General features: G+C 70.7%; 10 protein-coding genes. All 10 read right to left on the bottom strand.

The features are described from left to right. Positions 1-461: 461 nt before the first annotated feature. On the bottom strand, positions 462-1205 hold the full coding sequence (gene cobA / locus DK254_RS14495; RefSeq protein WP_109934319.1) for a uroporphyrinogen-III C-methyltransferase: 744 nt from the start codon (positions 1203-1205) through the stop codon (positions 462-464). A 10-nt stretch (positions 1206-1215) separates the two neighbouring features. Continuing rightward, on the bottom strand, positions 1216-3924 hold the full coding sequence (locus DK254_RS14490) for a nitrate reductase (RefSeq protein ID WP_109934318.1): 2709 nt from the start codon (positions 3922-3924) through the stop codon (positions 1216-1218). A gap of 25 nt (positions 3925-3949) precedes the next feature. Then, on the bottom strand, positions 3950-4276 hold the full coding sequence (gene nirD, locus DK254_RS14485) for a nitrite reductase small subunit NirD (protein ID WP_109934317.1): 327 nt from the start codon (positions 4274-4276) through the stop codon (positions 3950-3952). Between the two features lie 18 nt (positions 4277-4294). After that, on the bottom strand, positions 4295-6745 hold the full coding sequence (nirB, locus tag DK254_RS14480) for a nitrite reductase large subunit NirB (protein ID WP_109934316.1): 2451 nt from the start codon (positions 6743-6745) through the stop codon (positions 4295-4297). Between the two features lie 259 nt (positions 6746-7004). Further along, entirely contained in the window at positions 7005-8678 is a 1674-nt protein-coding gene (locus DK254_RS14475) for a bifunctional protein-serine/threonine kinase/phosphatase (protein WP_109934315.1), read from the bottom strand. 455 nt (positions 8679-9133) lie between these two features. After that, on the bottom strand, positions 9134-10345 hold the full coding sequence (locus tag DK254_RS14470) for a NarK/NasA family nitrate transporter (protein WP_109934314.1): 1212 nt from the start codon (positions 10343-10345) through the stop codon (positions 9134-9136). A gap of 323 nt (positions 10346-10668) precedes the next feature. Next, positions 10669-11115 (bottom strand): thioesterase family protein, encoded by a 447-nt coding sequence (locus tag DK254_RS14465; RefSeq protein ID WP_109934313.1) that lies wholly within the window; start codon positions 11113-11115, stop codon positions 10669-10671. A gap of 83 nt (positions 11116-11198) precedes the next feature. After that, on the bottom strand, positions 11199-11891 hold the full coding sequence (locus DK254_RS14460) for a polysaccharide lyase family 7 protein (protein WP_089391936.1): 693 nt from the start codon (positions 11889-11891) through the stop codon (positions 11199-11201). A 222-nt stretch (positions 11892-12113) separates the two neighbouring features. Next, positions 12114-12689 carry an ANTAR domain-containing response regulator gene (locus DK254_RS14455; protein ID WP_109934312.1) on the bottom strand — a complete coding sequence of 192 codons (576 nt, stop codon included), beginning with the start codon at positions 12687-12689 and terminating at the stop codon, positions 12114-12116. A 13-nt stretch (positions 12690-12702) separates the two neighbouring features. Then, positions 12703-13899, bottom strand: coding sequence for a CmpA/NrtA family ABC transporter substrate-binding protein (locus DK254_RS14450; RefSeq protein WP_109934311.1), 1197 nt, complete (start codon positions 13897-13899; stop codon positions 12703-12705). Between the last annotated feature and the right edge of the window lie 196 nt (positions 13900-14095).

The raw sequence follows: 14095 nt of genomic DNA, 5'->3' as shown, positions 1-14095 counted from the left end.
GCTCTTCGTAGGAGCGAGCTTGCTCGCGAACCCTGGCTCCGCTCCCCCTCCCTAACCCTCCCCCGCAAGCGGGAGAGGGGACCGTTCGGCGTGAGGCGAAACCGCGAAGCTCCCGGGCTCCCCGTAGGGCGCATAACGCCTACGGCGTTATCCGCCAAATCGCGGACGGAGTCCGCTCCTACGGTTCCAGGAAGCACCGTTGTAGGAGCGGACTCCGTCCGCGATTGGATTCACCGGCCACGCCGGACGCCCCGGTAGCACGGCCAACGGCGGATAACCGCGAACGGTTATTCGCCCTACGGTGTTCGTGGGAATGATGAGGGAAAGGAGGGCGCCTTATTTCCCGGCCACTCAGGACAGCCCCCTCTCCCGCTTGCGGGAGAGGGTTGGGGAGAGGGGGCGGAGCCAGGCTTGGGCGCCTTCGCTGAACGCAGGCGTCATCCCGATGAACGGCATTGCGTTCAGGCGCTGCGCGCCAGCGCCTGGGCGGCCTCGGCGGCCTCGGCGGCCACCTCGCCGATCACCAGGATGGCCGGGCTGCGCAGGCCGAAGGCGGCGGCGTCGTCGAGCATCGCGGCCAGGCTGCTGCGGCATTCGCGTTGTTGCGGCAGCGAGGCGTTCTCGATCATCGCCACCGGCATGCCCCGGCGCATGCCGCCCGCCAGCAGGCCGTCGCGGACTTCCGTCAGGCGCGCCACGCCCATGTAGACCACCAGGGTGGTGCCGGCCTGGGCCAGCGCCGCCCAGTTCGGCTCGCTGTCGTCCTGGGTGTGTGCGGTGACCAGGCTGACGCCGCGGCTGATGCCGCGCAGGGTCAGGGGAATGCCGCAGGTGGTGGCGGCGGCCAGCCCGGCGGTGATGCCGTTGACCAGTTCGCAGGCGATGCCGCGGGCCTCCAGCCAGGCGGCTTCCTCGCCACCGCGGCCGAAGATGCAGGGGTCGCCGCCTTTCAGGCGCACCACGCGGTAGCCCTGGCGGGCATAGCGCAGCATCAGGCGCTGGATGAAGTCCTGGGGCGTGGAGCGGCAGCCGCCGCGCTTGCCCACGCGCACCACCCGCGCCGCCGGGCAATGCTCCAGCAGCTGTGGGTTGACCAGGTCGTCGAGCAGCACCACCTGCGCGCCGGACAGCGCGCGAACGGCCTTCAGCGTCAGCAGTTCCGGGTCGCCGGGGCCGGCGCCGATCAACCAGACTTTTCCGCTCATCTTCATCTCCTCAGGCATTGGCGGCCAGGGCGCCGGCTTCGCTGGCCAGCAACCGCCGTATTTCGGGAACGCAGGAACCGCATTGGCTGCCGCAGCCCAGCTCGCGCTTCAGGCCGTCCAGGTCCAGCCCGCGGACGATGCCTTCGCGCACCTGGCTCAGGCGCACGTTCCTGCAGTTGCACAGGGTCTTGTCGCTGGCCGCGGCGGTCTGCGCACCGGGCGGGGCGAGCAGCTTGCGGCGCAGGTCGGCGTCGCTTTCGCCGGACAGCCACAGCGCCTTGAGCCAATCGCTGGCGATGCCGCTGCCGGCCAGGCGCAGGCCGCCGATGCGGCCGTTGTCCAGGCGCACCCGCTTGCCCTGGACGCGGCGCGGGTCGTCGTAGGCCAGCAGCGGGCCGTCGAGCAGGTCGAGCAGCGCATCGACCTGCTGCAACCAGCCGGCCGCCGGTGCCTCGGCGTGGGCGGCGCGAACCTGCAGGGCAGGGCGCTCGCGGCCCACCAGGGTGAAGCTGGCGTAGTCCAGGGCGTCGAACAGCGGGCGCAGGGCCTCGAAGCGCTGCTGCACCTCGCCTTCCACCAGGGCATAGAACTGCCAGGGCAGTTCGACGGCGGCGACTTCCACCGCGGCGTGCTTGAGTTCCGGCTGCCGCGACAGCGGGTCGAAGGCCGGCAGGGTCAGGGCGTTCACCCCCAGGCCCTTGAGGAAGCGCTCGCCCCAGTGCATGGGCAGGAACGCCTGGCCGGGCAGCAGGCTGGCGTCGGCCTGCACCGGCAGCACCAGGCTGCCGCGGCGGCTGCTCAGGCGCACCAGCTGGCCGTCCTCCAGGCGCCGCCGGCGCAGCTCCGCCGGGTGCAGGCCCAGGCAGGCTTCCTCGACGTGGCCGAAGGCGCTGGCGGCGGTGCCGGTGCGGGTCATGCCGTGCCACTGGTCGCGCAATCGGCCTGTGTTGAGGGTCAGCGGGTAGCGCGCTTCGCGGCGCTCCTTCGGCGCGCGGTAGGCCTCGGCGACGAAGCGCGCGCGGCCGTTGGCGGTGGCGAAGTTGCCGTCGGCGTACAGGCGCTTGAGGCCCTGGCCGCTGCCCTCGGGCAACGGCCATTGCTGCGGGCCGCGCGCGTCCAGCAGGGCGTAGCTGATGCCGCCCATGTCGAGGTCGCGGCCCCGGGTGAGCGGGCGGTATTCGTCGAACAGCGCCTGGGGCCCGGCGAAGTCGAACAGGCTCGGCCGGCCGGGGCGCAGCCGGCGCTCCAGGCGGCGGGCGAAGTCGCAGGCGATGGACCAGTCGGCGCGGGCCTCGCCGGGGGCCGGCACGGCGCGGCGCACGTGGCTGACGCGGCGCTCGGAGTTGGTCACGGTGCCTTCCTTCTCGCCCCAGCTGGCGGCCGGCAGCAGCAGGTCGGCGTAGCGGCAGGTCTCGCTGGTGGCGAAGGCTTCCTGCACTACCACGAAGGGGCAGGCCTGGAGCGCTTCGCGCACGCGCTGCTGGTCCAGCAGGGACTGCGCGGGGTTGGTGCAGGCGATCCACAGCGCCTTGACGCGCCCTGCGCGCACCGCCTCGAAGAGTTCGATGGCGGTCAACCCGGGGGCTTCCGGCAGTGCCTCGACGCCCCAGTAGTCCGCCACCTCGGCGCGGTGCACGGCATCGCCGGCGTCGCGGTGGCCGGGCAGCAGGTTGGCCAGGCTGCCGGTCTCGCGGCCGCCCATGGCGTTGGGCTGGCCGGTGAGGGAGAAGGGCCCGGCGCCGGGGCGGCCGATCTGCCCGGTGGCCAGGTGCAGGTTGATCAGCGCGCTGTTCTTGGCGCTGCCGGCGCTGGACTGGTTCAGGCCCATGCACCACAGCGACAGGAAGCTGGGCGTGCGGCCGATCCACTCGGCGCAGCGCTGCAAATCCTCCACGGCGATGCCGCAGATTTCCGCCACCGCCAGCGGGCCGTAGTCGCGCACCAGGTTCTTCAGTTCGTCGAAGCCCTGGGTGTGCGCCTCGATGTAGGCGCGGTCGACCCAGCCCTCCCACAGCAGCAGGTGGAGGATGCCGTGGAACAGCGCCACGTCGGTGCCGGGCTGGATGGCCAGGTGCAGGTCGGCCAGCTCGCAGGTGTCGGTGCGCCGCGGGTCGATGACGATCACCTTCATCTGCGGCCGCGCCGCCTTGGCCGCCTCCAGCCGGCGGAACAGCACCGGGTGGGCGTAGGCCATGTTGCTGCCGGCGATCAGCACGCAGTCACTCTGCTCCAGGTCCTCGTAGCAGCAGGGCGGGGCGTCGGCGCCGAGGCTGCGCTTGTAGCCGACCACCGCCGAGGACATGCACAGCCGCGAGTTGCTGTCGATGTTGTTGCTGCCGACCAGGGCGCGGGCCAGCTTGTTGAAGGCGTAGTAGTCCTCGCTGAGCAGTTGCCCGGATACGTAGAAGGCCACGCTGTCCGGGCCGTGCTCGCGGATGGTCTCGGCGAACACCCCGGCGGCGTGCTCCAGGGCGTTGTCCCAGTCCACCCGGGCGCGCGCCAGGGCCTTGCCCAGGCGCAGCTCGGGGTAGAGTGCGCGGGCCGCGCGGTCGCCAGTGAGGTGCAGGCTGGAGCCCTTGCTGCACAGGCGGCCGAGGTTGGCCGGGTGCTGCGGGTCGCCGCGCACGCCGAGGATGCGCTCGCCGTCGTGCTCGATCAGGACGCCGCAACCCACCCCGCAGTAGCAGCAGGTGCTGGCGGTGACTTGGCGTTCGCTCATGGGGCTCTCCCGTGTCGCGGCCGCTTCAGGCGCAGGCGGCCAGGTCTTTCAGGGCCAGCAGTACGCGGCCGTTCTCCACCCTCACCGGGTGGCGGTGGGCGCAGCCGACGTCGGGGGCCACGGCGTTGCCGCTGTCCAGCTCGATCTGCCAGTTGTGCAGCGGGCAGGCCACCCGCTTGCCGAAGATCAGGCCCTGGGACAGCGGCCCGCCCTTGTGCGGGCAGCGGTCGTCGAGGGCGAAGACCTCGTCGTCGGCGGTGCGGAACAGGGCGATGTCGCCGCGGGGGCCGGCGATCACGCGCGAGCCCAGCGGCTGGATGTCTTCCAGGGCGCAGATGTCTTGCCAGTTCATGCTGTTCTCCGAGGGCGGTCAGGCCGTTTCCAGTTGCTTGAGCGCGATGCGCTCGAATTCCTTCTTCAGCTGCGGCTGCTCGATGCGCTGCTGCCAGGGGTCCTGTTCCAGCGACAGGGCGTACTGCAGGCGGGCGTTGAGCGCCTTGCGGTTCTCGGCGTCCTCCAGCACGGCCTTCCTGATGTGCTCCATGCCCACGCGCTGCAGGTAGTGCACGGTGCGCTCCAGGTAGAAGGCTTCCTCGCGGTACAACTGGAGGAAGGCGCCGCTGTACTCGCGGACCTCGTCGGCGCTCTTGAGCTTGACGAAGAACTCCGCCACCTCGGTCTTGATGCCGCCGTTGCCGCCGATGTACAGCTCCCAGCCGGAGTCCACGCCGATGATGCCGATGTCCTTGATGCCGGCCTCGGCGCAGTTGCGCGGGCAGCCGGAGACGGCGAGCTTGACCTTGTGCGGCGACCACATGTTGAACAGGTCGTGCTCCAGGTCGATGCCCAGCTGGGTGGAGTTCTGCGTGCCGAAGCGGCAGAACTCGCTGCCCACGCAGGTCTTCACGGTGCGGATGGACTTGCCGTAGGCGTGCCCGGAAGGCATGTCGAGATCCTTCCAGATCGCCGGCAGGTCTTCCTTCCTCACCCCCAGCAGGTCGATGCGCTGGCCGCCGGTGACCTTGACCATGGGCACCTGGTACTTGTCGGCGACGTCGGCGATGCGCCGCAGCTCGGCCGGGTTGGTCACGCCGCCCCACATGCGCGGCACCACCGAGTAGGTGCCGTCCTTCTGGATGTTGGCGTGGGCGCGCTCGTTGATCAGGCGCGACTGCGGATCGTCCCTGGCCTCGCCCGGCCAGGTGGAGATCAGGTAGTAGTTCAGCGCCGGGCGGCAGGTGGCGCAGCCGTTGGGCGTGCTCCAGTCCATGAAGCGCATGGCCTCGGCCATGGAGGTCAGGTGGTGCTCGCGGATGGCCTTGCGCACCTGGCCGTGGTTGAGTTCGCTGCAGCCGCAGATGGCCTTCTCGCTCTTGGGCTTGACGTCCGCCGCGCCGCCCACGGTGCTGATCAGTATCTGTTCCACCAGCCCGGCGCAGGAGCCGCAGCTGCTGGCCGCCTTGGTGTGCTTCTTCACCTCGTCGACGCTGAACAGGCCGTTCTCCTGGATGGCCTTGACTATGGTGCCCTTGCAGACGCCGTTGCAGCCGCACACCTCGGCGCTGTCGGGCATGCTCGCGGCGCTGCTCTGGCCCTGGTGGCCGGCGTCGCCCAGGCTGCTCTCGCCGAACATCAGGTGGTCGCGGACCTGCGCCACGTTGTGGTTCTCGCGGATCTGCCGAAAGTACCAGCCGCCGTCGGCGGTGTCGCCGTACAGGCAGGCGCCGACCAGCACGTCGTCCTTGATCACCAGCTTCTTGTAGACGCCGCCGATGGGGTCGGAGAGGGTGATGGTCTCGGTGCCTTCGCCACCCATGAAGTCGCCGGCGGAGAACAGGTCGATGCCGGTGACCTTGAGCTTGGTGGAGACCACCGAGCCCTTGTAGCTGGCGAAGCCGAACTGGGCCAGGTGGTTGGCGCAGACCTTGGCCTGCTCGAACAGCGGCGCCACCAGGCCGTAGGCGATGCCGCGGTGGCTGGCGCATTCGCCGATGGCGTAGATGCGCGGGTCGTAGGTCTGCAGGGTGTCGTTGACCAGGATGCCGCGGTTGCAGGGGATGCCGGCGCTTTCCGCCAGCTCGGTGTTGGGGCGGATGCCGGCGGCCATCACCACCAGGTCGGCGGCCACCACGTCGCCGTCCTTGAACTGCACGGCGCAGACGCGGCCGTCGCCGTTGTCCACCAGCTCGTCGGTGACGGTGTTCAGGCGGAAGCGGATGCCGCGCGCCTCCAGGGCCGACTGCAGCAGCTTGCCGGCGGTGCGGTCGAGCTGGCGCTCCAGCAGCCAGTCGGACAGGTGCACCACGGTGACTTCCATGCCGCGCTGCTTGAGACCGTTGGCCGCCTCCAGGCCGAGCAGGCCGCCGCCGATGACCACGGCGTGGCTGTGGGTTTTCGCCGTCTCGATCATCGCCTGGGTGTCGGCGATGTCGCGGTAGCCGATCACGCCCTCCAGGCGGTTGCCCGGCACCGGCAGGATGAACGGGTTGGAGCCGGTGGCGATCACCAGGCGGTCGTACTCGGCCTCGCTGCCGTCGGTGGCGAAGACCTTGCGCAGGCGGCGGTCGATCTTCACCACCTTGCGGTCGAGCAGCAGGCGGATGCCGTTGTCGGCGTACCAGTTGAGGTCGTTGAGGACGATGTCCTCGAAGGTCTGCTCCCCGGCCAGCACCGGCGAGAGCAGGATGCGGTTGTAGTTGGGGTGGGGCTCGGCACCGAACACGGTGATCTCGTAGAGGTCCGGCGCGATCTTCAGCAGTTCCTCGAGGGTGCGGATACCGGCCATGCCGTTGCCGATCAGGACGAGCTTGAGCTTTTTCATGTCAGGGAACTCCTGCACAAAATCACGGAAAACAAAAAAGGCGTCCCGCCGGTTGCCCGGCGAGGACGCCTTTGTCCAAGTCCCGATCGATCGGGAAGTGCGAGCCTCTTCGTTGAGGGACGCGCTTTTGTAGATTGTTGCCAGTGCCTTTGCAGGTGCCGTGCCAGGTTGCCGGAGGCTGGATTTCCTGGGGGTTCCAGGCTGCGGCGGGGGTTTCCTGCACCGCGATGAGGCGCAGGCGGCTCGAACTGGTGCGTGCTCAGGGACGGTGCAGCAGCCACGCCAGCAACAGCAGGTTGAGCAGCAGCGAGGCCAGCGCCAGGCCGCGCCAGAAGCCCAGCGGGTTGCGCGCCAGCAGGGCGCGCGGGCGCTGGCCGAGGCCGGCCTGGCGCTCCCCCTGTTCCAGCGCCAGCAGGGCTTCCTCGGCGGTCTCGAAGCGCTGCGCCGGGTCGGCGGCCACGGCACGCAGCAGCCAGGCGTCGAGCCAGGCCGGCAGGTCGGGGCGGTAGCGGCTGGCCGGCGTGGGGGTGGCGAAGCGCGGGTGCTGGAAGGCCTCGATCTCGCCGTAGGGGTAGCGCTCGCAGAGCAGCCGGTAGAGCGTCACGCCGGCGGCGTAGAGGTCCTGGCCCGGCGCCGGGGCCACGCCCTGGAAGCTTTCCGGGGCCAGGTAGGAGGGCGTGCCGGGCAGCTGGTGGGCCTCGTCGCCGGACAGGCCCGGACAGTAGGCCAGGCCGAAGTCCAGCAGGCGCAGCTCGCCGTCCTCGCCCAGGTGCAGGTTCTCCGGCTTGATGTCGCGGTGCAGGATGTTGCGCCGGTGCAGTTGGCCCAGGGCGCGCAGCAGGCGCGGCGCCAGGCACAGCCATTCGGCCAGCGGCAGGTGCCCCTGGCCCAGGCGCTCGGCCAGGGTCTGCCCGGGGTATTCGCGCATCAGGTAGTACAGGTGCTGGCGCTGCGGCAGGCCGTGCAGCTCGGGGAAGTGGCGGCCCTGCACGCGGCGCAGGAACCATTCCTCCAGCAGCAGCGCCTGGCTGGCCCGCGGGTCGTCGTGCAGCGCCGGCGGCAGCGTCTTCAGCAGCCAGGGGCGCTGCTGGGCGTCGCGCACCCGGTAGATCAGCGACTGCCGCGACTGCACCAGGCGGCCCTCGACCTGCCAGCCCTCGAACGCCTGGCCGGCGCGCAGTTCCGGCGGCAGCGGCCAGTGCTCCAGTTGCGCCAGGGTGTCGCCCAGGCCGCTGGCGGGCAGGGCGTCGACGCGCACCAGCAGGGCGCTGGCGTTGTCCTGGCTGCCGGCCAGGTGCGCGGCCTTGACCAGGGCCTCGGCGGCGCCGCGCGGCTCGCGGGCGTCGCCGAGGATGCGGCGGATGCCGGCGTCGCCCAGGGTGGCCCAGACGCCGTCGCTGGCCAGCAGGAAGCTCTCGCCGCCGCGCAGCTCGCCGTCGCGGTAGTCCACCACCAGGTGCTGGTCCAGGCCCAGGGCGCGCTTGAGCACGTGCTGCATGCCCGGCTGTTCCCAGACGTGGTCCGCGGTCAGGCATTCCAGCGCGCCGTCGCGCCAGCGGTACAGCCGGCAGTCGCCGACGTGGGCGAGGGTGAAGCGCCGCCCGCGCAGCACCAGCGCGGTGAGGGTGGTGAGCAGCGGCTGGCCGCCGCCGTTGGCCTGCAGCCAGCGGTTCTGCGACAGCAGCAGGCGGTCCAGGGCCTGGGCGACGGCCCAGGTCTCCGGGGTGGCGTAGTAGTCGTTGGCCAGCGCCTGCACGGTCAGGCGCGCGGCCAGGCCGCCATCGGCGCACTGGCTGACGCCGTCGGCGAGGGCGAACAGGTGGCCCTTGCTGGCGGCCAGGTCGGCCGGCGGCGTCACCACCCGCAGGGCGTCCTGGTTCTCCGCCCGCGGGCCGGTGGCGCTGGCCTGGGCGATGGTCAGTTGCAAGGTCATGGGGGTTGCGTGCTCTTCGTAGGAGCGAGCTTGCTCGCGAAGGGGGTTGGGCTGCGGTGAATCAGGTTGACTCCGCGCCCTCACCCCAGCCCTCTCCCAGGGGGAGAGGGGGCCGTTCGGAGTGGCCTGGGGGATCGGCATCATCCTTTCACCTCGTCATTCCCGGTCCGCCGTTTTCAACGACGGCGAATCGCGGACAGAGTCCGCTCCTACGGTTCCAGGAAGCATGGGCGTAGGAGCGGACTTTGTCCGCGATCGGATTCACCGGCCGCGCCGGGGCACAGCCAACGGCGGATAACCGCGAACGGTTATTCGCCCTACGTTCCCGCGTTCGCGGGTGAGGAGTATCAGGATGACTCCGAACTCCCCACTCGCTCAGGACAGCCCCCTCTCCCTTCAGGGAGAGGGTTGGGGAGAGGGGCTCTTGGATCCAGCACCTACGCCCCGGGAAGCCTTCACACCCGCGCCGCAGTCACCGCAGCGCTACCCCAGGTGGTGCGCCAGCGCCGCTTGACGCCGTGCAGGCCGAACCAGGCCAGCACGCCGAGGGCGGCGAACAGCCACAGGCCCAGCTGGTAGTCGCCGCTGGCCTGCTTGACGGCGCCCAGGCCGGCGGTCAGGCAGAAGCCGCCGATGCCGCCGGCCATGCCGATCAGCCCGGTCATCACCCCGATGCTCTGGCGGAAGCGCTGCGGCACCAGCTGGAACACCGCGCCGTTGCCGGCGCCCAGGCTGAGCATGGCGGCGACGAAGAGGGCCAGGGCGGCCACCGCGCTGGGCAGGTGGAAGCCGACCGCGGCGATGCATACCGAGGCCACCGTGTACATCGCCAGCAGGCTGCGGATGCCGCCGATGCGGTCGGCCAGGGCGCCGCCCAGCGGGCGCATCAGGCTGCCGGCGAAGACGCAGGCGGCGGTGTAGTAGCCGGCGGTGACCGGGTCCAGGCCGTACTGGTCGTGGAAGTAGCCGGGCAGGGTGGCGGCCAGGCCGAGGAAGCCGCCGAAGGTCACGCTGTAGAAGAACATGAACCACCAGCTGTCGCGGTCGCCCAGGGCCTTGAGGTAGTCGCCCAGGGCCTTGGGCGCGGGGCGCTCGGGGGCGTTGCGGGCGAGCAGGGCGAACACCACCAGGGTCAGCAGCAGCGGGATCAGGGCGAAGCCGAAGACGTTCTGCCAGCCGAAGGCGGCGGCCAGCAGCGGGGCGAACAGCGCGGCGAACACGGTGCCGGAGTTGCCCGCGCCGGCGATGCCCATGGCCTTGCCCTGGTGCTGCGGCGGGTACCACTGCGAGGCCAGCGGCAGGGCCACGGCGAAGGAGGCGCCGGCCATGCCCAGCAGCACGCCCAGCAGCAGCGCCTGCTCCAGGTTGTGGATGCCCAGGCTCCAGGCCCCGGCGAGGCTGGCGATGACGATCACCTGGCCGAACAGGCCGGCGCGCTTGGGCGACCAGCGGTCGGCCAGCAGGCCCATGACGAAGCGCAGCAGCGCGCCGGAGAGGATCGGCGTTGCGACCATCAGGGCGCGCTGCTGGGTGGTCAGCTGCAGGTCGGCGGCGATCTGCACGGCCAGCGGGCCGAGCAGGTACCAGACCATGAAGCTCAGGTCGAAGTAGAGGAAGGCGGCGAACAGCGTCGGCGCGTGGCCGGCTTTCCAGAAGCTGGTGTTCATGGGGGTACCTCGTCAGCAACGGTAGAGGGGGTCGTGGCGCCGCCATCAGCGGCGGTCGCGCGTCTCGTTCAGGTCCCGCACACCCCTGCGCCGGGGTGAAACGAAAAAGGCGTCGCTCCGCGCACTACCCCGGGGGGCAGGTGCGGATGCGACGCCTTTGTCGTGTGAATGGGGGATCGCCGTTGATCGCCACCGCAGGGGCCCCAGCAAGGGCCGGGCCAACCGCGCAAGTGGCGTGGAATCGGGTACCTGGCCGGCCGCCCGGCGCGCGGGCGAACCAGAAGGGGGCGCCGGGGCGGGCCCGGTGCCCGCCGATGGGGCGCTCAGTCCACCCGGTTGACCGCCGGGAAGGCCGTGCGCATGGCTTCGGGCATGGGCACCACCTTGCGCTGGCGGTAGTCGAAGAACACGAAGCCGGACTTGGCCATGGCCACCAGGGTGCCGTCGGCCGGGCGGCTGATGCGGAAGATGATGTCGCCGCCGTACCTGTTGAAGTCCATCACGCCCACCTCGAACAGCAGGCGGTCGCGGGCATGGGCCTCGGCGCGGTAGGTGGTGGCCAGGTCGGTGACGATGATGCCGATGCCGTCCGCGCCGACGCCCTCGCTGATGCCGAAGTCGAACAGGAAGCGCGCGCGGGCCTCGGAGATCATCGAGATCATGGAGTCGTTGCCCAGGTGGCGGGCGCCGTTGATGTCGGTGACGCGGACGGTCAGCTGGGTCTGGTAGCAGAACAGTTCCTCGGGGAACTGCAGGTCGAGGCGGGCCATGGGTACCTTGCGCGAAGCGGTGGAAGGGAGGCGCCGATTCTAGGCCCTGGCGGCCCGCCCGGGCATCCTGCCGGCGGGTGATTTCAGCGGTGGGCGATGTTGATGTGGTAGAAGGTCACCCGCGCGCCCTCGTCGCTGGGGCCGTAGTTGTCGGCGATGTAGGCGCCGGCCTTGAAGTACAGCAGCTGCTTCGACCAGGTGCTGCTGAGCGCCTTGCTGTAGTAGTTCTCCGCGCCGTCGGCGCTGCGCGCGCGGATGCCCAGGTTGCCCGAGGAGGTGACGCGCAGGCTGTAGGTGATGCGCTCGCCCAGCTGCACGCCGTTGAGCAGGGGCACGTTGACCACGGCGGAATCGTCGGGGTGGTTGCGCACCAGGGCCTCGATGCGGCCGCTTTCCTGGCCGGGGATGTAGTGGTACTGCAACTTGACCAGCGGCTCGCCGTCGTTGCTGTAGGGCGACTTGCTGTGGATCTGGCCGATGATCACCTTGTTCTTCGACGGCACCTGCTCCACCGCCAGGGTGGCGCGCAGCTCGTTGTCGGCGGCGCGGTAGTACCAGTTGTAGATGGAGCCGTCGGGCAGCGTCTCGCGCAGTTCGCTGCGCGGGAAGACGCTGTCGGAGGTGTGCGAGCCGGTGACCGGCACCCAGAAGCTCATGCGCGCGCTGTTGCGGGTGAAGAAGTGGCTCTGGTAGCCGCGGGCGATCTGCTGGGTGGTGACCTCGGTGGGCCTGGGGTCGGTGGGAACGCTGAGGTTCCAGGTACTGATGTCGAGCATGGGGTGCCTCTTTCGGGCCGGCGCGCCGGCGCTGACGGATGGGCGTCCGGGTGCCTGGCCGCGCACGCCCACTGCGGGCTTCCGCGTAGGCGGCGGAAGCGGATGCTGGCCCCGCCGGTGGGGCGGGGCGGCGGCAGCATAGGCCGCTTCGCTCGCGGGCTGGGCCAGCAGCGGCGCTGGCGCGGTGATCGCGCGGTGCCGCCGCTGGCCACTGGCCGCGTGTCAGTGCCCCAACATTTCGTGCATCGCGATGATCTGCTCGGCCACCTGCACCAGCTTCTGCTGGCGGCTCATGGCCTGGCGGCGCATCAGGGTATAGGCCTCTTCCTCGGGGCAGTCCTTCATCTTCATCAGCAGCCCCTTGGCCAGCTCGATGCGCTTGCGTTCGGCCAGCTGTTGCTCGCGGGCCTGCAACTGGGCGCGCAGGGCCTGGTCGCTCTCGAAGCGGGCCATGGCCACTTCGAGGATCGGCTGCAGGCGCGCGGCCTGGATGCCTTCGACGATGTAGGCGCTGACCCCGGAGCGGATGGCCTGGCGCATCACCTGGGGGTCGTGCTCGTCGGTGAACAGGACGATGGGCCGGGGCCGGTCGCGGCTCACCAGCACCACCTGCTCCAGCACGTCGCGGCCGGGCGAGGCGCTGTCGATGAGGATGACGTCCGGGTGCAGGGCCTGGACCCGCGCCGGCAGGTCGACGCTCAGGCCGGACTCGTCGAGCACCTCGAAACCGGCCTCGACCAGGGCGGCGTGCAGGCGCCCGACCTTGCTCGCGGTGTCGTTGATCAGCAGGATGCGCATCTTCGCAGTTCCCTCAGGCGTCGTTCAGGGCGTGCAGGGCGAAGCCGCGGGCGTAGCCGGCCGGGTCCTCGCCGTTCCAGGGCTTGCCGTCGATCAGCGTCGAGCTGCGCAGGCCGCGCTCGTCCACGGCGATGCCCAGGGCCCGGGCGGCCTCGCGGTACAGCGCCTGCTGCTGCACCTGCGCGGCGACGGCCTGGTAGTCCGGCTCCCCGCGCAGCAGGCCCCAGCGGCGGAACTGGGTGATGAACCAGAGACCATCGGACAGCCAGGGCTGGTTGGCCCGCCCGGCGTCGTGGAAGCGCAGCGGGTGGGCGTCCTTCCAGGCGTGGCCGAGGCCGTCCTGGTAGTGGCCGAGCAGGCGTGGCTCGATGCTCGCCAGGGGCGCGTCGAGGTAGTCGCTGCCGCTGATCAGCTGGGCGGTGCCGCGCAGGTTCTCTTCGCTGGCCTCGATGAAGCGGCTGGCGTCGAGCAGGGCCATGACCAGGGCGCGGGCGGCGTTGGGGCACTCCTCGACGAAGGCGCGGGTGGCGCCCAGGACCTTCTCCGGGTGGTCCGGCCAGATGGACTGGCTGGTGGCGACGGTGAAGCCCATGCCTTCGTCGATGGCCAGGGCGCCCCAGGGCCCGCCGGCGCAGAAGCCGTCGATGCGCCCGGCGCGCAGGTGCTCGACCATCTGCGTGGGGGGCACCACCAGGGTGTCGACGTCGCGCAGCGGGTGGATGCCCAGGCTGGCCAGCCAGTAGTAGAGCCACAGGGCGTGGGTGCCGGTGGGGAAGGTGTGCGCCAGGGTCAGCCGCGCGCCCTGGCCCAGGACCAGTTGGCGCAGGGCATCGGCGCTGGTCACGCCGTCGCGCTGCAGGGCGGCGGAGAGGTTGATCGCCTGGCCGTTCTGGCACAGGCCCATGAGCACCGCCATGTCGGTGGCCGGCACCCCGCCGATGCCCAGCTGCACGCCGTAGACCAGCCCGTACAGGCAATGGGCGGCATCCAGCTGGCCGCCGAGCAGGCCGTCGCGGAGCATGGCCCAGGAACCCTGGCGGTGCAGGTTGAGTGTCAGCCCGTAGGGCTGGGCGAAGCCCTGGGTGGCTGCGACTATCAGCGAGGCGGCGTCGCTCAGGGCCATGAAGCCCAGGTCGAGCACGCTCTTTTCTGGTGCATCGGAGCCGGCGACCCAGGCCAGTGGGTGCAGCTTGGCGGTAATGTCGGTCATCGCTACCTCGGGGCAAAAAGGCGCCGCTTCGCGCCGCGACGGGCGGGCGAAGGGACGCCGGTGTCGGTGGACGACCCGCCGTTGGGCCGTGCCGGGGAAGCTCAAGCAAGGGGAGTGCCAGGCCATGAAGAAAAGCCCCGCCGGGTGGCGGGGCTGGGAGGAAGGGAGCAGTCCTCGAGACATTACAACTGGCACG

The sequence above is a fragment of the Pseudomonas sp. RW407 genome, assembly GCF_003176655.1.
GTDB lineage: Bacteria > Pseudomonadota > Gammaproteobacteria > Pseudomonadales > Pseudomonadaceae > Pseudomonas > Pseudomonas delhiensis.
Note: the sequence above shows the minus strand (reverse complement) of the source record. Positions and strands in the feature narration are given on the sequence as shown.